At 34.4% G+C, this 21791-nt stretch carries 15 protein-coding genes; 4 read left to right on the forward strand and 11 right to left on the reverse strand.

Going from position 1 to position 21791, the window contains the following annotated elements; genetic code table 11:
- Positions 1-3: 3 nt before the first annotated feature.
- The 7 genes from AC2A1D_RS09495 to AC2A1D_RS09525 all read right to left on the reverse strand — a co-directional run bounded on the left by AC2A1D_RS09495 (position 4) and on the right by AC2A1D_RS09525 (position 8251).
- Positions 4-462 (reverse strand): heme-binding domain-containing protein, encoded by a 459-nt coding sequence (locus AC2A1D_RS09495; protein WP_484043403.1) that lies wholly within the window; start codon positions 460-462, stop codon positions 4-6.
- A complete protein-coding gene (locus AC2A1D_RS09500) occupies positions 462-2198 on the reverse strand; it encodes an Ig-like domain-containing domain (RefSeq protein ID WP_484043404.1) in 1737 nt (578 codons plus the stop codon). Before AC2A1D_RS09500 ends, AC2A1D_RS09495 begins: the two co-directional genes overlap by 1 nt.
- Positions 2199-2223: 25 nt before the next feature.
- Entirely contained in the window at positions 2224-3486 is a 1263-nt protein-coding gene (locus AC2A1D_RS09505) for a serine hydrolase domain-containing protein (protein ID WP_484043405.1), read from the reverse strand.
- A 261-nt stretch (positions 3487-3747) separates the two neighbouring features.
- Positions 3748-4677, reverse strand: coding sequence for a 2-hydroxyacid dehydrogenase (locus AC2A1D_RS09510; protein WP_484043406.1), 930 nt, complete (start codon positions 4675-4677; stop codon positions 3748-3750).
- Positions 4678-4723: 46 nt separating this feature from the next.
- On the reverse strand, positions 4724-5251 hold the full coding sequence (locus AC2A1D_RS09515) for an acyl-CoA thioesterase (protein WP_484043407.1): 528 nt from the start codon (positions 5249-5251) through the stop codon (positions 4724-4726).
- Between the two features lies 1 nt (position 5252).
- Complete coding sequence (locus AC2A1D_RS09520; RefSeq protein WP_484043408.1) at positions 5253-6023, reverse strand: HU domain-containing protein; 771 nt, start codon at positions 6021-6023, stop codon at positions 5253-5255.
- 128 nt (positions 6024-6151) lie between these two features.
- Positions 6152-8251 carry a TonB-dependent receptor gene (locus AC2A1D_RS09525; RefSeq protein ID WP_484043409.1) on the reverse strand — a complete coding sequence of 700 codons (2100 nt, stop codon included), beginning with the start codon at positions 8249-8251 and terminating at the stop codon, positions 6152-6154.
- Between the two features lie 603 nt (positions 8252-8854).
- Between AC2A1D_RS09525 and AC2A1D_RS09530 the strand changes: the two genes are divergently transcribed.
- On the forward strand, positions 8855-10438 hold the full coding sequence (locus tag AC2A1D_RS09530) for a choice-of-anchor J domain-containing protein (protein WP_484043410.1): 1584 nt from the start codon (positions 8855-8857) through the stop codon (positions 10436-10438).
- Positions 10439-10502: 64 nt separating this feature from the next.
- Here AC2A1D_RS09530 and AC2A1D_RS09535 read toward each other — a convergent pair whose 3' ends face one another.
- Positions 10503-11306 (reverse strand): WG repeat-containing protein, encoded by an 804-nt coding sequence (locus AC2A1D_RS09535; RefSeq protein ID WP_484043411.1) that lies wholly within the window; start codon positions 11304-11306, stop codon positions 10503-10505.
- A gap of 338 nt (positions 11307-11644) precedes the next feature.
- Here AC2A1D_RS09535 and AC2A1D_RS09540 point away from each other — a divergent pair, with 338 nt between their 5' ends.
- Positions 11645-14425, forward strand: a complete 2781-nt coding sequence (locus AC2A1D_RS09540) for a bifunctional aconitate hydratase 2/2-methylisocitrate dehydratase (protein ID WP_484043412.1) — start codon at positions 11645-11647, stop codon at positions 14423-14425.
- Between the two features lie 80 nt (positions 14426-14505).
- On the opposite strand, the gene AC2A1D_RS09545 is transcribed toward AC2A1D_RS09540, so the two are convergent.
- Positions 14506-15009, reverse strand: a complete 504-nt coding sequence (locus AC2A1D_RS09545) for a hypothetical protein (protein WP_484043413.1) — start codon at positions 15007-15009, stop codon at positions 14506-14508.
- Between the two features lie 72 nt (positions 15010-15081).
- Entirely contained in the window at positions 15082-16332 is a 1251-nt protein-coding gene (locus tag AC2A1D_RS09550; protein WP_484043414.1) for a hypothetical protein, read from the reverse strand.
- Between the two features lie 329 nt (positions 16333-16661).
- Here AC2A1D_RS09550 and AC2A1D_RS09555 point away from each other — a divergent pair, with 329 nt between their 5' ends.
- On the forward strand, positions 16662-18932 hold the full coding sequence (locus AC2A1D_RS09555) for an aconitate hydratase (protein ID WP_484043415.1): 2271 nt from the start codon (positions 16662-16664) through the stop codon (positions 18930-18932).
- A gap of 70 nt (positions 18933-19002) precedes the next feature.
- On the opposite strand, the gene AC2A1D_RS09560 is transcribed toward AC2A1D_RS09555, so the two are convergent.
- Positions 19003-19398: a hypothetical protein gene (locus AC2A1D_RS09560; RefSeq protein ID WP_484043416.1), complete on the reverse strand. Its 396-nt coding sequence runs from the start codon at positions 19396-19398 to the stop codon at positions 19003-19005.
- A gap of 233 nt (positions 19399-19631) precedes the next feature.
- Here AC2A1D_RS09560 and AC2A1D_RS09565 point away from each other — a divergent pair, with 233 nt between their 5' ends.
- Positions 19632-21782: an outer membrane beta-barrel protein gene (locus AC2A1D_RS09565; protein WP_484043417.1), complete on the forward strand. Its 2151-nt coding sequence runs from the start codon at positions 19632-19634 to the stop codon at positions 21780-21782.
- Positions 21783-21791 lie beyond the last annotated feature (9 nt).

Genomic DNA, 21791 nt, shown 5'->3' on the forward strand with positions numbered 1-21791 from the left:
AATTTATAGATTTCCAGAACTTAGCACCGCTTCAAAGTACTTTTTAAGAATCGTCCTTTGAGCCGGTGTTAAATCTGCTTCTTTATGATATACGATATAACCCGGAAGTGGCATTGTTTTGCTTTCGATGGTTTGCATAGATTTTTCTAGCATACTTTTCTTAAGGTCTGCATTGTAAGATTTCCAGACAGAAAAATTAAGATGCTCTCTCCCATCGTTTACGTGAGATTTTATCGACCATGAAATCGGTGCAATTTGCGCATATTTAGGGTAAACTGTCTCGTCTGAATGACAGTCGTAACAAGCATTTTTCAGCAAAGTTTGAATTTCTGAAGGCGTCTTCTTTATCGTAACAAAATTCAGTTTTTGGTCTACAGGTCTATTTACTTTATCTACAGGAATAAACTGAATAATGGCAAACCCAACCAAAACCCAAAAGATAATTTTTTTTACTTTTTTCATTAAAGGTCTAATTTATTGTTATCTTTTGGCAATTCTCCTACATCAAATTTTCCTGATTTTTTCTGTGTTTCGGTGTTCTTCACAGGATTTTTCATTTCAAGATTTATAGGTCTTGTATCTTTTAAATCCCAAGTTTCTACCGTATCCCAAAGTGGTCTTGCTAAAGCAATTTTATAATATACAAAACCTTCTTCAGCAAAAGTTTCTGTGGCAAAATCTGCAGCATCCCAAAACTTATTACCATTACTATCGACCAGAATTCTAACAATATATTCTCCCGGTTTTACAATATCAAATTTGGTTTCCGTACTGTTGGTATATTTTTGATACACCACTTTTTCTGAAGAATCCAAAAGCTGCAACCAAAAATATGAACTCGGCGCATTGGTTAATTTGAACGTTAAACTCCCGTAGTTTTCAATTTTATCAGCTTCAAAATCGAATCTTTTTGAATCTGCAATTTTATCATAATATGAAAGCACTGTAGATTTCGGAACAGTAAGCTGATACTTTTTTCCTTCCACAAAATCAGACTGAATAAGGATTTCGTAAGGATTTGTTTCAGAAATTTTTGCTGTGAAATTCTGACTGATGCTATCCGACTTTAGTATCCATTTATCAGGTTGAATTCTATCTACAATGTAGTCCGCTACAATTTTAAAATCGGTTTTTGGCGGAAGCAAATTCCCTCCAATCCCGTTGTCTACAGACATTTTATTCTTTGTATTGTATTTGTAAAATAACGATGCATTAAAGAGAGAATCTTTAATAATACCAGCATCGTAGGTAAATTTGAGGTTTTCGTTTGTTGTTTGCCCAATATTATTTTTTACTGCATCAAACCAGATTTTCACAGAGTCAGATTTTGGTTTATGAGTAATTTTATAATCGGTCATTTTTTCGTTTAACGGATTTACTTTTACCGATTCCGGATTGCCTTCAAAAGTCATCAAAATTCCGCCCGGCATTTCTTTCATCTCAAGATATTTTACTTTCTTTTTAGATGGAAAAACTTTCAGATTTAATCCAGAAATAGATTTTTCAACATTTACTTCTTCTTTCTGAAAACCAATTTTTTCTTTTCCAGGATCGTAAACTGAGTTGCTATTTTCATCTTCAAAAGCAATAATTTTATATTTTCCTTTTGATAGATAATTGAGTTCAAAATAACCATCATCATCTACTTTACTTATGTAGTAAGGCTTTTCACGATAATTCATGGTGTCTTTTACCTGATAAAGACCTACAACCATTTTATTCTCAGAAGATTGTGGTTTTTTAATCGCCATTCCGTCTTTTACCTCTCCGGAGATGTACAAATCGTCTAACTTTTCGCCAGTAGAAAATGCAAAATTGTAGTATCTTAAAATATTAGACTCGTTGTTGTCTGCAATAGAATTTCCAAAGTTGAAATTATATGTTGTATTTGCCTGCAAAGTATCTGCCCATTGAATCAGTAAAGATGTATTGGCAATTGTAGAAGGTAAAATTCTTTTGATACTTTTTATTGGCGGGGAAATAATAAGATTTTTGTTGATATCTTTCAACGTGATGTACTCATCAAAATCTATTCTCAGTTCTTTAATATTTCTCGGAACATTTACTCTTGAACTATCGATATTAGAACCGATAACTTTCGGAGCTAGCGTATCTTTGGTGCCTCCAATTGGCGAACCAACTCTTGCACAAGAGTTTAGGAGTAATAATACGGTTAAAAATAAAAAAATTCTTTTCATGAAGATATTTGGACAAAAATAATCATTATTCTCCAAAAACTTCACTACCAGATTTCAGAGAATCTTGGTTTTCATGAAGAATGTGTTCCAGTTTTTCTTTCTGAGCCGGAAAATCTTCAAAAAGCCCGGCTAAAGCTAATGCAGAATAAACTCTTCCTGAATATTTATTACCAATAGCAACAATCGTAACTTTAGATTTAAGAAGATGTGCAAAAACTGAGTTTGAGCCATGCCACCAACCGTTGTGATACGTTAGTTTTTCACCGTTATCAAAAATTTTCATTCTGAAACCAAGTCCATAATTATTTTGTCCGGCTTTTTCATTGCTGTAAGGTTCAAAAACTTTAGCCATCAATTCAGGTTTCAAAAAGTTTTTAGAAAATAATGCTTTAGAAAAATTATATAAATCTCTCGGCGTCGTATACACATTTTTGTCGCCATAAATTACATCCAACCGATCTAAAGGATACAATCTGTTTCCTCCAAAATAAAAAGATTGCGAAGCTGTAGGAATATCTTTTTGCTGAAAAATGTAGGTATGATTCATTTTAAGAGGCGCAAAAACCATTTCTTTCATTGCTTGCGGAAAAGCTGTTTTGGTGACTTTCTCTACGATAAGAGCCAAAAGCGCATAGTTGGTATTGCAATACATGAAACCGGTATCTGTATCTCTCGCCAATTCTGGTTTGTACTTAATGAGCATATTAAGAACATCCTGATTGGTAATAAATGCTTTTGAAAGTTCTGCAGGCACAGGTTTTATTTTATCAATAAAATACTCGTATTTTGGAAGCCCACTTCGTTGGTCTAATAAAGTTTGAACGGTAACATTCGGATAAGGAAAGCCCGGAAATAAAGAGGTTAAATGGTCTTCTAATTTTACTTTTCCAGCTTCTACCAGTTTTAAAACAGCCATCGCCGTCATTGTTTTAGAAACTGAAGCCACATGAAGTGGCGTATCTTTATTGATAGGATTTTTATTTCCCTCTCTAGCAAAACCTCGGTAACCTTCAAAAAGAATTTCGTCTCCTTTTGCCACCAAAACACTTCCACTTAGGTTACCTTTTTCCCAAACTTTATCGTAGTAATTTTTTACTGATGCCACAATAGACGCCTTCCCAGAAAGATAAGAGTCTTCTTCTGTAAAAACATCATCAAGGTTTACGTTTCCGTAATTCGGTAAATTGGAAGTATACTCCTGATCCTCACTTTGCTTTTCAGATTTATCTTTACAAGAATTAATAAATAAAAAAACAGTTGCGGCCAGTACAAATCTAAACTTCTTCATATCCAAAATAAAATTGAATGGCAATTTAATAAAACTGAAAAGAATGACTGAAATAGGAATGTAAATTATGAATTATTTAACATAATAAGTCACAATAAACAGATTCATAAAGTCTGGGTTGGCAAATGGCGCGAGCGAAGCGAGCGTCGAAAAGCTTAGTATTAGAGATTCTTTTTGAAATAGCAATCTTACAAAAACAAAACCCTCGCTTTCGCAAGGGTTTCCTATTTTAATAAACAGTTATAAATTTTAAAAGAACCATCAAGCAAACCCCGCCAAAATCTTATCCACAATCACTTGCGCCAGTTTTTCTTTACTTTGATGCGTCCAACCGGCAATATGAGGGGTTACAATGGCTTTTTCTGAGTGTAAAAGATAGCGCAGCGTTTCATTTTCAGATTCAATATTTTCAAAAGAAGATTTTTCGTACTCTAAAACATCAAGACAAGCACCTTTTACTTTCCCAGACTGAATTGCCTGAACTAAACTTTTCGTTTCAACATTTTTTCCTCTCGCAGTGTTGACAAAATAGAAATCATTTTTCATCTCCGAGATAAACTTTTCATCAATCATATAATGTGTAGACTCCGTTAAAGGAATATGCAAACTCAAAACCTCAGCTTTTTCTTTTAATTCTTCCAAAGAAACTTGCGCAGCAAATTCATCTGAAAGATTTGGCAAAATATCATAGAAAATAACATCGCAACCAAACCCAGAAAGTCTTTTCGCAGTGGCTTTTCCCATATTTCCATAACCAATTAAACCAACTGTTTTTCCAAGTAATTCGTCGCCACGATTTTCTTCACGAAGCCAAATTCCGTTTTTTACTTCTTGCGAGGCAATGAAAAGTCGGTTCATTAAAACCAGCAACATTCCTACCACGTGTTCCGCAACAGAATCTCTATTTCCTTCCGGAGAATTAATAAGCTGAATTCCCAAGCTTTCGGCAACAGGAATATCAATATTTTCCATTCCGGCTCCTACTCTTGCAATGAATTTTAGATTTTTAGCACTCTCTAAAAAGTTTTTATCCAAAGGAATTCTACTGCGAATAATAATGCCATCATAATTTTCAATTTTTGCACAAACCTCATCGTAAGTTGAAGAAAAGTCTTCTTCAAGAATAAAGTTTTTAGCTAAAAGTTGCTCGGTAATTAATGGATGGTTTTTGTCTAATAATAAAATTTTCATTCTCTTACATTAAAAACAAACGGAAGAAAAATTCTTCCGTTACTATTTATATTTCAATTTCTCCTGAGAAAAGTTTTTTCAATTCTACAGATTCGGTTGGTTTCATTCTGCCGGAAAGAATTAGCGACAATTCTTTTCTTCTTAAAGCTGCTGCAAATCTCTCTTTTTCAAGTTCTGTTTCTGGCTCCATTTGAGGAATCGGAATTGGACGGTTGAATTCGTCTACCGCAACAAAAGTATAAATCCCTTTGTTAGTCTGCGTTTTCTTTTGGTTAATCGGGTCGTCTAACCAAACATCCACATAAATTTCCATTGAAGTTCCGAATGCACGAGAAACTTTAGATTCCATCACAACAATTCCTCCTTCCGGAATTGGATAATCGAAAGAAACATGGTTCACAGATGCCGTTACAACTCTTCTTTCGCAATGTCTTGTTGCAGAAATCGAAGCACATCTATCCATTCTCGCCAACAATTCTCCTCCAAAAAGGTTTCTAAGTTGGTTGGTATCATTGGGAAGTACAATATTTGTCATCACCGTAAGAGATTCTGACGCCTTTTTTATTTTTGCCATTTTATTTACTTTTTTTTGTGGAAGGTTTCCAGTTTTTTGAATGAGCCTTTTTTATAGAATCTTTTCTGATAGAATCAATTTTCAAAGAATCTGCTTTATAAAAAACTCTTTTTATAGAATCTGAAATTTTCAACTGTGCCGAATCTACTTTTATAGGCTCTGGTTTTTCTATTCTTCTCGTCTTGGTTTGTACCGAAATACTGTCGAAAGATTTTTTCCCGAAAAGCAAATCTTGCTGAGTTATGGCTAAATATGCAATCGCCGCAACAGGAACTCCAACCAAGAAAATCCACAAAATAGATTTGCCAAATTTGTAATCTTTTTCTTTAGAAGTACTTTCAATAATACTTTCACCATTGCTGATGTCTGAAAATCGAATCTCTTCTAACCCGTAAAAATCAGGGTGGTCCGAACTTAATCTTTTACCGAAAAAAGACAACCCTTCATCGCCTTGGTTTATTCTTCCTAAATTCTGAATTTCCAAAGTATGGTCTGCCTGCAATTTTTTCTTCCAAAAATCGGTCTGAATCTGAAGTTCATTTTTAGCAACTTCAAAACTCGCTTCTTTTTTAGAAGCGATAAAACTGATTAAATCGTCGGATTCTGCAAGATAATCTACTTTGAAAGCAATCTGGCTTGAAGGAGGCAAAATACTCCCATTTTCTGGGTCTAGCTTTGCCTTCGAATTTTCAAGAGAAAACACTCCAAATCCTGGAACGGTTACTGTTCCGAATTTCTTCAGATATTCTAAAATGTATGCTGAAATATTCATTTGTCGACAAATTTATGACTTTTTCATGACTTTTCAGAGGTAAAAATCTACATGAAAAAAGACTGCCGAAGCAGTCTTCACAATTAATCTAAAATTACTTAGTTAAATATAAAAACATTGGTGTGTTCTTACTGTATTTTCCAGCTAATTCCGAACATAAAATGGGTTCCCGCTTGTGAAAAATAAATCGGCCCATTGTATACATATCCGTTGTTTACGTATTTCTGGTTAAAAATATTATTTACCAAAAGTTTTAACGCCACTTCATGTTTTTGAATTTTAAAATCATATTGCACATTAAAATCTGTAAGCAAATAATCTTTCAACTGAAGATCTTGTGTTTGGGTATTATCCAAATACTGTTTTCCAACATATTGGTTGGTTACACCCAATTGGAAATTTTTAACGGGGTTGTATTTTAATGTTAAATTGGCTATTAAATTAGGCGAGAAAGAAATTTCTGTATCTCCTAAATTTTGCACTCCGCTCTGGTTTTCCACTTTAAAATCTAAGTTTCTGTTTTCACTCGCATTGATGTTTGCAGAGATTTCAAACTTCTGAGAAAGTTTTGCCAAAGCACCAATTTCTACACCTCTCCTAAAACTTTTCCCAGAATTGGTTCTGATAAACTCTCCAATATTACTAATCTGACCATTCAAAACCAATTGGTTCAAATAATACATATAATAAAGATTGGCTGTGAACGCCACTTTCCCGAATTGTTTTTCGAAGCCGGCTTCAAAATCATGCAGTTTTTCTGCTTTTACATCGTTGTCTGCAATTAAATCGTCACGATTGGGTTCGCGTTGCGCATGTGCGTACGAGAAGAAAACTTTTCCGCTTCCAATTTTATAATTTACACCAGCTTTTGGGTTGAAGAATAGCCAATTTTTCTTCAAATTAGCTCCTTCATAATCTCCTTCCTGAATGATTTTCGTATCGTAATCAATATTTCTAAGCTGCAAATCTCCAAAAAACTCGAAATTATTTACTTTAATTAAAGCTTTTGCAAAACCAGCGACTTCATTCTTCACCGAACGATTTCGGTAATACTCTGCTTCCACAATTTGAGGATTGAAAACATCGCTCACATTTCCGTAATGTCTTCCATAATATTGGTTTCCTACGACTCCAAAATTAAGGTCAAGATTTTCAAAATTCCCGTACAAAGTAGAAACAACGCCGTAGAAATCGTTATTCAACCATTTTTTTCTGATAAAATCTGAATATTCTTCTCCATTAAAATCCGGCAAATTATATCTTGAGTAAGGATCGCCCTGTTTATAGTTTTCATAAAAACCTCTTCCTTTGGTATAATGCAAAGTGGTTTCGAGGTTCCATTTTTCATTTAAACCTTGCTCCCAAAGCAATTGGTAATGATTTTGGCGGTAATTATCGGTTTCATTATCATAATATCCTACAATATTTTCCCAATTGGCATCATAAATTGCTCCAGAATAATTGAATTTCGGATTGGTTTCCCAAGTCGCTTTATCTACCCCATTCCACGCTTGGTAGGTTTTTTCTTTTCCTCCGAAAGTCATGAAACGAAGTTTTGTTTTTCCTTCTTCAAAAAGTGCGGTAAAATTGTAAGAATTCAAATCAGAAAAAGTTCTGTCGATATATCCATCAGAATGAATGGTAGAATATCTTCCCATAACCGATAATCTGTTTTTCCAAAATTTTCCAGACCCGATTTCGGCAGCATATTTATAGGTATTGAAAGAACCGTAACTGTCGTCTGTTTTAAAGTAGAACGTATCGGAAGGCTCTCTTGAAATTACATTAATACTTGCTCCAAAAGCTGAAACTCCATTGTTGGAAGTTCCTACACCACGCTGAATCACCACTTGTGACGCTGAACTTGTAAGATCCGGAACATTCACAAAAAATGTACCCTGACTTTCAGAATCGTTGAACGGAACGCCATTCATCATCACATTAATGCCTCTTCCTGCAACTCCACGAATTCTAAAACCGGTGTAGCCTACTCCGTTTCCAGCATCAGAAGTTGAAATAATTGATGTTTGATTTTTGAGCAACATCGGAAGGTCTTGCCCTAAATTTTTGCTGTCTAAATCTTTTTGTACGTTGATGATTTCTTTAGCAACCGGAAGTCTTTTGGTAAAGTTTACAGCTTCAATCTCTTTTACAGAAACAGTATCTCTGCTTTGAGCATTTAAAAAATTGGCGGCTACAGTAAGCCCTAAAAAAATAAAACCTTTCATTCTTATAAATTTTAAAATTTAATGGAATAAAAGGGGCGACTATATATAAGTGATGATTGATAAATGATTACACAATGTTTTTAAATCAATTATCGTTTATCATTCATCAATTATAATGAATGTTTCCCTAAACAGCATTACCTGTTCCAGGTTCATTGGGTATAATCTCAGCTCCGATTGGGGCACCCCTTAAATTTCTGGCGCAAAAGTATAAAATATTCTTTAATCTATATAAATGATTTTTCTTAAATCTACTTTTTTACATAGTGCGTTCAGTTTTTATTTAATTTAAAGTGATCCTCAAAGCAAAAATTGTAAAAAATACAAACAGCAAATAGGTTAAAATTTGGAGCTTAAAGCCTCTTTTTGATCTGTCATTTTTCAGAAAGCATTCCAAAATTCTTGAAATTCGACAGTCTAAATTCCTTCTAACAAATACCTCGAAAAACCTCATTATCATTTGAAATACGAGTTTTTCATGCCTAAAAATATCTCTTTTAAGGTTTTATGCACTCTTCAAAACTACGTTTTTAAAGAACAAACATTTATACCTTTGACCCCTCGAAATAAGCCTTTCATCTAAACGTGAAAATTTAAAATCTAATGAAATACTTTTTTACCACTTTATTTGCTCTTCTAAGCTTTAGCTTACAAGCACAATGCGAATATTCAGAAAATTTTGACACGTATAGCAATACTAATCTTCCATCCGACTGGACTATTATTAATACAACAGGTAATACTTTTGTTACTGCTAATGTGCAAACGATTTCTAGTGCCCCTTCGCCAGATAAGTACTTTAATATGAACAACAGCCAAGCTCTTTCTGGTCTTTTTATGGCTGTTCTTCCCGTTACTCCCAATCTTTCTGATGGAAACCATAGAATTAGTTTCTACTTGAGCAGACCTTCCGGATCAGCAACTTTAGAAGTAGGAACCATCAGTACACCTTCAGCAAGTGGCACTTACAGCATGATTTCAAACATTAATCCTACAAGTACTTGGACTAAATACACGGTGAATATCCCAGCAGGAACTAATCAGTACATTGCATTTAGACATACTTTTGGAGCAACATTAAACTCTCTTAGAATTGATAACATCTGTATTGAACAAATCCCAACTTGTTTGGAAGTTTCAGGACTTACATCTACAGGAGCTACTACAAATTCTTTGTCTTTTAGCTGGACAGGAAGCGCTTCTTCAGAAACTAAGTGGGAATATCTTGCATTACCTCCAGGAAGTGCAACACCAACTTCTGCAACCGCCGGGACAGAAGTAAGTACAAACTCTGCAACAACACCAAATACTCTTGCATCGGATACAGATTACAACATCTATGTAAGAGCAAAATGCTCTGGAACTAACTTTGGAGCTTGGATTGGACCTTTGGTTGCAACAACTACATGCGGAATTTACACGGCTGGATTTACTTCTGGTTTTGAAGACAACGTAAATGCAACACAGGTAAAACCTTGTTGGACGGCATACGACACTGGAACAGGTGACCTTTTTACCTATGGCAGCACTTTCTCAGTAGTTCCTTTTGGAAATATTATGCTTCGTTTCTTTTTCCAAGCCAATACCGCAGCAAATAGCTTAGTTTTAGTTTCGCCAGAGTTTTCTGACATTTCGAACAATAAGCAAATCCGTTTTAAAATGAACAAGCGCGCTGGATTCGAAGCTAATATGCATTTTGAAATAGGTACTGTTGCTTCTCCTACAGATATGAACACTTTTACTCCGTTCAATACAACCGCTTTAACACAAACAACAGTTGTGGCAGGACAATGGACAGAATTTACAGTTCCATTAACGAGTTATAACAATACTCTTGGACATCATTATATTGCTTTCAAACCAGTATATGACAGCGGTACAGCAATTCAGTATATCTTTATGGATGATTTTGTATATGAAGACCTTGCAAATCTTTCAACGGTAGAAACCAACAAAAAATCTGAGTTTAGGATATATCCTAACCCAGTAAAATCTGAACTTAATATCGTTTCTGAAACACCTATTCTTAAAGTAAACATTTACAATATGGAAGGTAAAAAAATACTAACCGTAGAACAGAAAGACATTAAGAAAGTAAACTTAACAACAATTGAGACCGGCAACTATATTTTACAAGCCGTGGATAATAAAGGAACAACTAAAAACTCGAAGTTTATAAAACAATAAATTTCACAAAGAAAGGCTGTATCGCACCCGCGAATACAGCCTTTTTTTTATGATAACCTACTAACTAATATTTGGCAGAACGATAAGCCTTGTTGTGGACATCCACATAGAAATAATTGGCATCGTCATCAGTTACTTCAAACATATGACCAAGCTTCCAACTGTAATTTCGTTTGATATCTTTATACTGTAAAGGGATTACGACTTGGTTTTTAATATCAACAATTCCAAAATAATTATCTTTCGCAACGATAATCATAGGATTCAAGGGATCGTCACTTTCCATCACAAATAAATAATCATACGTTGGATAAATAGTGTACTGGTTTTTATCTGAAGGATTTACAAATCTTGCCTCATCTATCACTCCATATTTACCATTCAATTTATAAGCTCTGTATTTTGCTTTAATATAAGGAGATTTACATACTCCCAAATCTGCAGGTTTGTAGGTATACACAATTTTACCAGACATATTTATACGGTAAGAAATACCTCCTTTATCTACGGTAGCATAATGTTTGGCGCCAAATTTTTTAACTTTTTCATTAGGAGAATATATAAGATTACAATCTTCGCCAAAAAAAAGCGCAATATGATAATCGGGTTGAATTACAAACTTACCAGATTGATTTACATAGCCAAACTTCCCTCCTTGTTTTTGAGGAATTAGAACGGGAACTTCTTTATCTAAAACCACAACATCATTAGGAAAAACATCATCAGCAACAGATTTCTGAACCACATTTTTACTTACCGAAGGCTTACGAACAGATTGTTTTTTTTGAGACTTTACCAGTGTAAAAGGTACAACATTAAAGCAAACTATAGCCAGAAAGGCTATTCTAAAATTAATTCTTGATTTCATCGCGGTGTTTTTGATTCATCAAATTTACTAAAATAGAATTTATAAAACACATATTTATAAAGAATCTAAATAATGATAAACTGAAAAAATAGTAAAATTTCGTAATTTTGGAGACATTTTTAAAGGATTGATAGTTTAGTAAAGATTTTATCTAAAGAAGATTTCTTATATGTTGTAGAAAAATGAATGCCAAAATATTTTATATTTTTTTCAATTTCTACTCTAAAAAAAACAGAAAACACTGGCTATCAAGAAATTTATAATTTAATCGTCAAAAATATTTACAGTTAAAATAGCTGTATAATATCTAATATAAAGTTGAAAAGACGTCTATTATTATGAATATTTATCAGGATTACATCCAGGAAATTGAAGAAAGAAAAGCACAAGGGCTTCACCCAAAACCAATTGACAGTGCAGAATTGCTAAGCGCAATCATCGAACAAATTAAAGATACAGCCAACCCATACCGAGCTGATTCTCTTAAATTTTTCATTTATAACACTTTACCAGGAACAACAAGCGCTGCAGGTGCAAAGGCTAAATTCTTAAAAGAAATTATCCTTGGAGAATCTGTGGTTGAAGAAATTACACCCGCTTTCGCATTCGAGCTTTTGTCTCATATGAAAGGAGGTCCTTCAATAGAAGTTTTACTAGATTTAGCTTTAGGAAACAACGCCGAAATCGCTCAAGAAGCAGCAAAAGTTCTTAAAACTCAAGTTTATTTATATGATGCGGATACTGCACGTTTGAAAAACGCTTACGAAGCAGGTAATGCAATCGCAAAAGAAATCCTTGAAAGCTACGCACAAGCAGAATTTTTCACAAAATTACCAGAAGTTCCTACAGAAATTAAAGTCGTAACTTTCATCGCTGGTGAAGGTGATATCTCAACCGATTTATTATCTCCAGGAAACCAAGCGCACTCTCGTTCAGACAGAGAATTGCACGGTAAATGTATGATTACGCCGCAAGCTCAGGAAGAAATTAAAGCCTTACAAGCGCAACATCCAGATGCAAGCGTAATGTTAATCGCTGAAAAAGGAACAATGGGAGTAGGTTCTTCTCGTATGTCTGGTGTAAACAACGTTGCACTTTGGACAGGGAAACAGGCGAGTCCTTACGTACCTTTCGTAAATATCGCTCCAATCGTAGGAGGAACAAATGGTATTTCTCCAATTTTCTTAACGACAGTTGATGTAACTGGAGGTATCGGAATCGACCTTCAAAACTGGGTAAAGAAAACAGACGAAAACGGAAACCCTGTTCGTAACGAAAACGGAGACATCGTTCTAGAAGAAGCGTATTCTGTAGCAACAGGTACGGTTTTAACAATCAATACTAAAGAAAAGAAATTATACAACGGAGATAAAGAATTGAAAGATATTTCAAAATCATTTACTCCTCAAAAGTTAGAATTTATCAAAGCAGGAGGTTCTTACGCGATCGTTTTTGGTAAAAAAATCCAAACTTTTGCAGCTAAAACTTTAGGAATTACCGCTCCAACAGTTTTCGCTCCATCAAAAGAAATTTCTATCGAAGGACAAGGTCTTACTGCCGTTGAAAAGATCTTCAACAGAAATGCAGTAGGAACTACACCAGGAAAAGTTTTACACGCAGGTTCAGACGTAAGAGTAGAAGTAAACATCGTTGGTTCTCAAGATACAACAGGTTTGATGACGGCTCAGGAACTTGAATCTATGGCTGCAACGGTAATTTCTCCAATCGTAGACGGAGCTTACCAATCAGGATGTCACACAGCTTCAGTTTGGGACAAAAAAGCGCAGACCAACATTCCTAAATTAATGAAATTCATGAACGATTTCGGAGTAATCACAGCTCGTGACCCGAAAGGTGAATACCACTCTATGACAGACGTTATTCACAAAGTTCTTAATGATATTACGGTAGACGAATGGGCAATCATCATCGGTGGTGACTCTCACACAAGAATGTCTAAAGGGGTTGCTTTCGGAGCTGACTCTGGAACGGTAGCTTTAGCTTTGGCAACAGGCGAAGCTTCAATGCCAATTCCTGAATCTGTAAAAGTTACTTTCAAAGGAAACATGAAAGAGCACATGGATTTCCGTGATGTTGTACACGCAACGCAAGCTCAGATGTTGAAGCAATTTGATGGTGAAAACGTTTTCCAAGGTAGAATTATCGAAGTTCACATCGGAACTCTTCCAGCTGACCAAGCGTTTACATTCACAGACTGGACTGCAGAAATGAAAGCAAAAGCTTCTATCTGTATTTCTCAAGACGAAACGTTAATCGAATCTTTGGAAATTGCTAAGAGCAGAATCCAAATCATGATTGATAAAGGAATGGACAATAAAAACCAAGTTCTTCAAGGTTTAATTGACAAAGCAAACAAGAGAATCGAAGAAATTAGAACTGGTGAAAAACCTGCTCTTACTCCAGATGCTAATGCTAAATATTATGCAGAAGTAGTGGTAGATCTTGATCAAATTGTTGAACCAATGATCGCTGATCCAGATGTAAACAACGACGATGTTTCAAAAAGATATACGCACGATACCATTAGAGACCTTACTTATTATGGAGGTGACAAAAAAGTTGACCTTGGTTTCGTAGGTTCTTGTATGGTTCATAAAGGTGACCTTAAAATCGTTTCTCAGATGTTAAGAAACCTTGAAAAACAAAATGGTAAAGTAGAATTCCAGGCACCACTTGTTGTTGCTGCTCCTACTTATAATATCATTGACGAATTAAAAGCTGAAGGTGACTGGGAATTACTGGAAAAATATTCAGGTTTTGAATTCAACGATGCTGCTCCGAAAGGCGAAGCTCGTACTCAATATGAAAATATGATGTACCTAGAGCGTCCAGGTTGTAACCTTTGTATGGGTAATCAGGAAAAAGCGGAGAAAGGAGATACTGTTTTAGCGACTTCTACCCGTCTTTTCCAAGGAAGAGTGGTTGAAGATTCTGAACGTAAAAAAGGAGAATCTTTATTGGCTTCTACTCCAGTTGTTGTATTGTCTGCAATCATCGGTAGAATTCCAAGTATTGAAGAATACAAAACAGCAGTTGAAGGAATTGATTTGACGACCTTTGTACCTTCTATTAAAGAATTGGTAACGGTTGGTCATTAATTGATTTTAAACTAAAGTCAAAAGACTTTTTAAATATAAAATGGAAGATTTCTTTTTGAAGTCTTCCATTTTTTATTGATTTACTTACAGACTTTCCCGGCTTCATACCATTCATCTGGAACTCCTAAAACTTCTGTTGCATAATATTTATCATCCGCTTTACAGCATTGCGCACTCCAAGTTGTGTGATTACCAAACTTCTTTTCACCATCAGCCATTTCTTGGGAAGTAATTGTCATACTCGCTTTTTTCTTTTCATAATAACAAACTGTTTCTACTTCTCCTTGTCTAACAATCTTAGCACTTGATTCTTGTTTGCTACAACTAATAGCCACTAAGGAAAAAACTATAGATGCTAAATATCTATTTTTAATTATTTTACTAAATAAATTTATTGCATTTGTAATTTTCGTGTCATCATTTATTGCATATTGTTTTGAAACAGACTTTACTGCTTTATGCCAATACTCGTTTGAACAAATTTTGTTATTTGTAGGTTCATCTTTTTTTAAACCTAGCGCAAATCTTACTTTTGAAACAATACAGGGAGAAATTTGAGTTTTAGTATTTTCAAATAAAATCATAATTTTTCTTTCAAAAATAAAATCATATAACAAAATAAAAAAGTCCAAACATGTCCAATCCGAAAAAGAAAATCAAGCAGAATATTTAGAAAAATCAGAATCCAAATTTTGCAAAAGACGATATATTTGAGAATATTTTGTGTCTTCAACCAGCGGTTGTAATTCCTGAAAAAGAAACTTTTTCTTAGCGACCCCATTTCCACAAAGGATACACTTTGCGAGATACATTATTTTGATATAATCATTGTAAAGCAAACCCGTAATATCATTAAAATCAGAATCTGTCAATTCAAAATCATTTGTATTAGAATCTTTATTTGCAACCCAAGCTAAAGCAAAAGTTGTTTTTACAAAAGCCATATTAATTCCAAAAAAATGCATAGCTTTTTCTTTCTCTTTGATTTTTGGAAAAGACTTCAAAAAAGGTTTTGCTTTTTTTAAATATTGATACGCAACTGTATATTCTTCCAGCCACAAAAGGCTATTACAGAAGAAAATCAACATTTCCTGTTGATGAATTTCCTGTAATCCTGAGTTTTCAAGACCGTCGAAATATTGATTTATAATTTTTTCAAATTCTTCAACACCATGATTCTTCTTTGCAAAAATCAATTTAATTGTATGATATCGCATCTCATGATACGGCATATACTGAAAGTTTTCACGATACTTTTTGAAAATTTTATCAAGTGTCGTAATGTCAAGATTAGATTCACAATTGCCATTTGAAAGAAATGATCCTAAAAACAAAAAATTACTGAGAGCAAGTTTTACCAGAATACTCTCAGTATTGTTTATTCTATGTATTAAAATTTTTCGAAACCAATCTTGACCAAAAAAATTATAATTGGGCAACCATGCAAGAAAATAATCGCAGCACCAATTATTTTTCTGATAAATAGAATAAAAGAATTGCAGATTTTCCTTTTTATGATAAATAACTTTAGCATAATCGTTCAACGTATCTACAACTATCGTGTTTTGATGATAGTCGATGTTGTAGCGTTCTCCATTCTCAAAAAAAACAAGCATATTTTCTATGTAAATTTTGTCTTTATCTGAGATATTTTGTTGATTTTCAAAATTTAGAGAAAAATCTTGCCAGTCAGCAAAACCAACATATTTGCAAAGCAATGAAAGTGACGTTAATCCAATTTTTTTGTTTTTATCTATTTTTCCAAAAAACCGTCTTAAAGTCTGAACACTGAGATTTGTATTTTCAGATAATTCTTCAAAACTTTTTATGGAATTTAGTGGCTTTCCAAACCTTTTTTTAACAAAAATTTTTAGTTGCCCTATTATTTCACAATCTGAATTTGACATTTCGTTCTAATAAACTATACTTACGAAGATAAAGAAAATGTATTTGAAACAAATAGCAGCCTTTATTTAAAGTTTCTTTTTACAAATGAAATCACTTTGTTTAGAATGTTTCTATTTAAGAGTAATTATGATTATTTTATCCTATATCAATGAATCAAAATTTATTTTTTGCTTAACTTGATAGGTATTAAAAATAGTAACGATTCATCATATTTATCCCGTTTTGTAAAGCGTAGGAATAGAATTTGATGAATTATCTAAGTATTTTTTTGCTTTTTAAATTTAATTGAAGCTTTAAAAACTTATCAAAAAGAAAAATTAAAATAGATATGACTTTCGACATCGACATGATTAAAAAAGTGTACGAGCGTTATCCGGAGAGAATTGCTGCGGCAAGACAAATCGTGGGAAAACCTCTTACCCTTTCAGAAAAAATCCTTTACACCCACCTTTGGGAAGGAAATGCTACACAAGCGCATGAAAGAGGAAACTCTTATGTAGACTTCGCACCAGACAGAGTAGCAATGCAGGATGCAACTGCGCAAATGGCTTTGCTACAGTTTATGCAAGCCGGAAAATCTAAAGTTGCCGTTCCTTCAACCGCACACGCCGACCACTTAATTCAAGCAAGAGTAGGTGCAGAAGCAGATTTACAAGAGGGAATCAATAAAAATTCTGAAGTTTTCAATTTCTTGAGTTCTGTTTGTGATAAATACGGAATCGGATTTTGGAAACCAGGCGCAGGAATTATTCACCAAGTAGTTTTAGAAAACTACGCTTTCCCAGGTGGAATGATGATTGGAACCGACTCTCACACCGTAAATGCAGGTGGATTAGGAATGGTTGCGATTGGAGTTGGCGGAGCTGATGCTGTTGACGTAATGGCAGGAATGGCTTGGGAACTAAAAATGCCAAAATTAATCGGCGTTAAATTAACCGGAAGAATGAACGGTTGGACTTCTGCTAAAGACGTTATCTTAAAAGTTGCCGGAATCCTTACGGTAAAAGGCGGAACAGGCTGTATCGTTGAATATTTTGGTGAAGGAGCGCAATCGCTTTCTGCAACAGGAAAAGGAACTATCTGTAATATGGGTGCTGAAATTGGCGCTACAACTTCTACGTTTGGTTACGACGATTCCATGAGAAGATATCTTTCTGCAACAGGAAGACAAGAAGTTGTTGATGCAGCTGATAAAATTGCTGAACATTTAACAGGTGATGCTGAGGTTTACGCTAACCCTGAACAATATTTTGACCAAGTTATCGAAATTGACCTTTCTACATTGTCTCCACATTTGAATGGACCTTTCACTCCAGATTTGGCGACTCCAGTTGCGGAATTCAGAGCAAAAGCGGAAGCAAACGGATGGCCTCTAGAAGTTGAGTGGGCTTTAATCGGTTCTTGTACCAATTCATCGTACGAAGACCTTTCCAGAGCCGCTTCTATCGTAGAAGACGCCGTTGCAAAAGGTGTTAAACCAAAAGCTATTTTAGGAATCAACCCTGGTTCTGAGCAAGTGAAATTTACGGCGGAAAGAGATGGTTTCTTAGATTCTTTCAGAAAATTTGAAAATACGAGAATTTTCACCAACGCTTGCGGACCTTGTATTGGACAATGGGACAGAGAAGGAGCAGAAAAAGGTGAGAAAAACTCCATCATTCACTCATTCAACAGAAACTTTGCAAAAAGAGCCGATGGAAACCCAAATACACACGCTTTCGTAGCTTCTCCAGAAATGGTGGCTGCAGTCGCAATTTCAGGAAGATTAGATTTCAATCCAATTACAGATACTTTAACGAATGAAGCCAGAGAACAGGTAAAATTAGACGAGCCAAAAGGTTCAGAATTACCAGCAAAAGGTTTTGCGGTAGACGACAATGGCTATCAAGCGCCTGCAGAAGATGGTTCTTCTGTGGTGGTAAATGTGAGTCCGACTTCAGACAGACTTCAATTATTGGAAGAATTCCCAGCTTGGGACGGATTGAACATTAATGGAGCTTTCGTTTTAATTAAAGCTTTCGGAAAATGTACAACCGACCACATTTCTATGGCGGGTCCTTGGTTGAAATACAGAGGTCATTTGGATAACATTTCTAACAATATGTTGATTGGCGCTGTAAATGCGTACAACATGGAAACCAATAAAGTTAAAAACCTTTTAACTGGAGAATACGGCGAAGTTCCGGCGGTACAAAGAGCCTATAAAGCGGCGCAAGTTCCTTCAATAGTTGTTGGTGACGAAAATTACGGTGAAGGTTCTTCGAGAGAGCACGCCGCAATGGAACCAAGACATTTGGGTGTGAAAGCGGTTTTGGTAAAATCTTTCGCTCGTATCCACGAAACGAATTTGAAAAAGCAGGGAATGTTAGCTTTAACATTTGTAGATAAATCTGATTACGATAAAATTCGTGAAGATGATGTGGTGAATTTCCTAGACCTAGACCAATTTGCACCTGGAAAACAGTTGACTTTAGAATTTGTTCATAACGATAGCACAAAAGACATCGTAAAGACAAACCATACTTACAACGAACAACAAATTGATTGGTTTAAAGCAGGTTCTGCCTTAAACTTAATTAAAAGAATGGAAGCAAATTAATTGCTTTCAACAATAAAAAAGCCCCAACAGATTTTTTTGTTGGGGTTTTTTATATCAATTAATTAATTCATTAATCTTTTTTTCCTAAAATTTCAATTTTAGACCTTTTAGTAACACCAACCATCCCTTTGGTATCGTACTGAAATTCAACATATTTCACCTTATCGTTTTTATCTGGAACATCATACGCTGAAGAAGACATTCCGTTGGTAAGAATACCTCCAGCTTTTGCGTCGTATCTTTTAGATTTACCATTGTCCATTACAATATTTACGCTCTTCAATTGTAGAGTTCCTTGTGTACACTTAATTTTCACTTTATTGATGTCTCTTTCGTTTCCTACCAAAGTTATTTTATCGGTATCGCTTTTAAACCCAACCATTTTTTCTCCCACTTTAATCCAACCGCTTTGAGCGTTTACCACAATTGAACCGAGTAAGGCAACTAAGAATAATAAATGTTTCATAATGTATTTTTTAAAATTATCTACTCAAATTTAAGTAATAAACCTCAAACAATTATTCATTAGAGAATAAAAAATCATGACTTTATAACAGCTTGGAGAAAAATCATAAATAAATATTATTCAATATAATACAAAGCTATTAAAGCTAAAAAAAATTACAAAAAATCTTAAATACGTGAGATAAAAAAAACACTTTATGTAACAATCCTAAAACTTGATTGTCTAATTGGGATATGAGAAAACACACATTATTTCTTTCTGTTTTACTGTGCAGCCCAATAGTAATTTTTGCACAAGAACAGGACAAAAAAAACGAAACCAAAGAAAACAAAATTCAGGAAGTTACCATTAATAAAACCAAAAAAGCGATTGAGCAGAAGGCCGACCGTACCATTTTTGATTTTTCTGAACAACCACACCTAAACAACGGCTCTGTAATGGAGGGCGTAAAAAAACTTCCCGGACTTATCGCTTCTGAAATGGCGGGAATGATGTATCAAGGGAAACTTCTTGATGTTTATATGGATGGAAGACCACTCAATATTTCAAGCAATGAATTGAATGCTTTTCTGGAAGGAATGCCCGCAAGTTCGGTAGAAAGAATTGAAATTATTACACAACCCGGTGCAGAATTCCCTGCAACTTCTGGTGGTGCAATTTTAAATATTATTACAAGCAAAACGGCCAAAAATTATCTCACAGCGGTTTATAACGGCGGATATCGTTTTTCTAATTATGATAAATACAGAAGCAGATTCAATAATTCAATTGCTTTAAACTCTAGAAACAAATGGTTTTCTTGGCAGGTAAATTTAGGACAGTACTACAGAGAAAGCATGTCTGATTCTCAGTTTGATGTTTTAACGCAAAACCATTCCAATTCTGTAGGAAGAACATACTATGTAAACTCTGCTTTCACCGTAGAACTGGGCAAAGACAGATTATTGCTAAACTACGATGTAAGCCACAACAACAATGATTCTGATGTAATTACAGATGTTTTTCTAAACGGAACCACAAGAAGCAATTATATAAGTGATTCTAAAGGTTTACGACAGGAAGTTTCGGCAACTTATCAGAAAAAATTTGATGATAAAAACAAAAAATTAGACTTCAAATTTACGTACAACAATAGCGATTCTGAATTTAAACAAAGAAACGCAGACAATTTTCTGTTTTATGCGCTTGAAAACTCTTCAAACTTCAACCTTTATAATTTTAAAGTAGATTATTCGCAACCTTTAAAAATTTTAGATGAAGGAAAAATGAGTTTTGGAGGTTTGTACGACCAACAAAATTTTGAGACATTAAATCGTGGCATTACCAATTTAGATTACACGAGACAAACTTTTGCGGGATATTTAGAATTTCAAGCAAAACTAAAAAAGTTTGATTTCATTGCTGGTGCAAGAGCCGAAAACTACGATATTACAGGCATCACAAAAACCTTGAATGAGCAAGGGCAATTGGTACAAAATGATTTAATTCCGTTTAAAAAATTTAAGATATTCCCGAATGCAAGCATTCAGTACAATCTTATGAAGCAACTTTTTGTTAATTTAAACTATAACAAAAAAATTACGCTTCCGAGTGTTTCTGTTTTGAACCCAAACAACACGACTTTAATTACAAGTGTGGTAACATCCAACGGAAACCCAAATCTTCAACCAACTATTTATGACAACGCAGAATTCAAAATTAGCGCTTTCGATTATGCATTTATTGGCTACAACACAAGCTGGGTAAATAACCAGATTGTACAGCGAATGACAAGGGAAAATAATTTAATTAGAAACCAACAGGTTCAAATCAATAGTTTAAGAACACACAATTTCAATGTAGGATTACCGATTCCGTTTATGCTTTTCAATACGCCATTCAGCGAATTGATGAAATTTAATGTAAATCCAGACAAAATGAACCTACTTTACATTTATATGGGTTACCAAAAACAGGTAATGCCCGATGTGAAAACAAAAGGATTTTGGGTTTACAACATTATGGGGCAATTTATTTTACCAAAAGACATAAGATTACAAGCCAACTACAGTATTCTTACACCAAAAGGTAATTTTTACTATTTTCAAATTGAAAAACCTCTAAATAATGCTTTCGACCTTACTGTTTCTAAAAAATTTATGAGCGACAGACTCAACCTTTCTTTGTATGCGAGAGATATTTTCAACCAAAATAAGAGTGTTTTGATTTCTCAATCTGCAGATGGAGGTGTATTTACTTCAAGTAAATTCGACAGCAGAAGTTTTGGTGTTACCGTAAACTATAAAATTCCGACGAAAAACAAATTGGCAAAAGAAGACCCAAATATGATAAAAGGAACTTCTCAAAGCGAAAATTCCGGAGGTGTTTTAAACCAAGGACAATAATAAATTCCT

The sequence above is a fragment of the Chryseobacterium sp. HNCC26DJ239 genome, assembly GCF_057180445.1.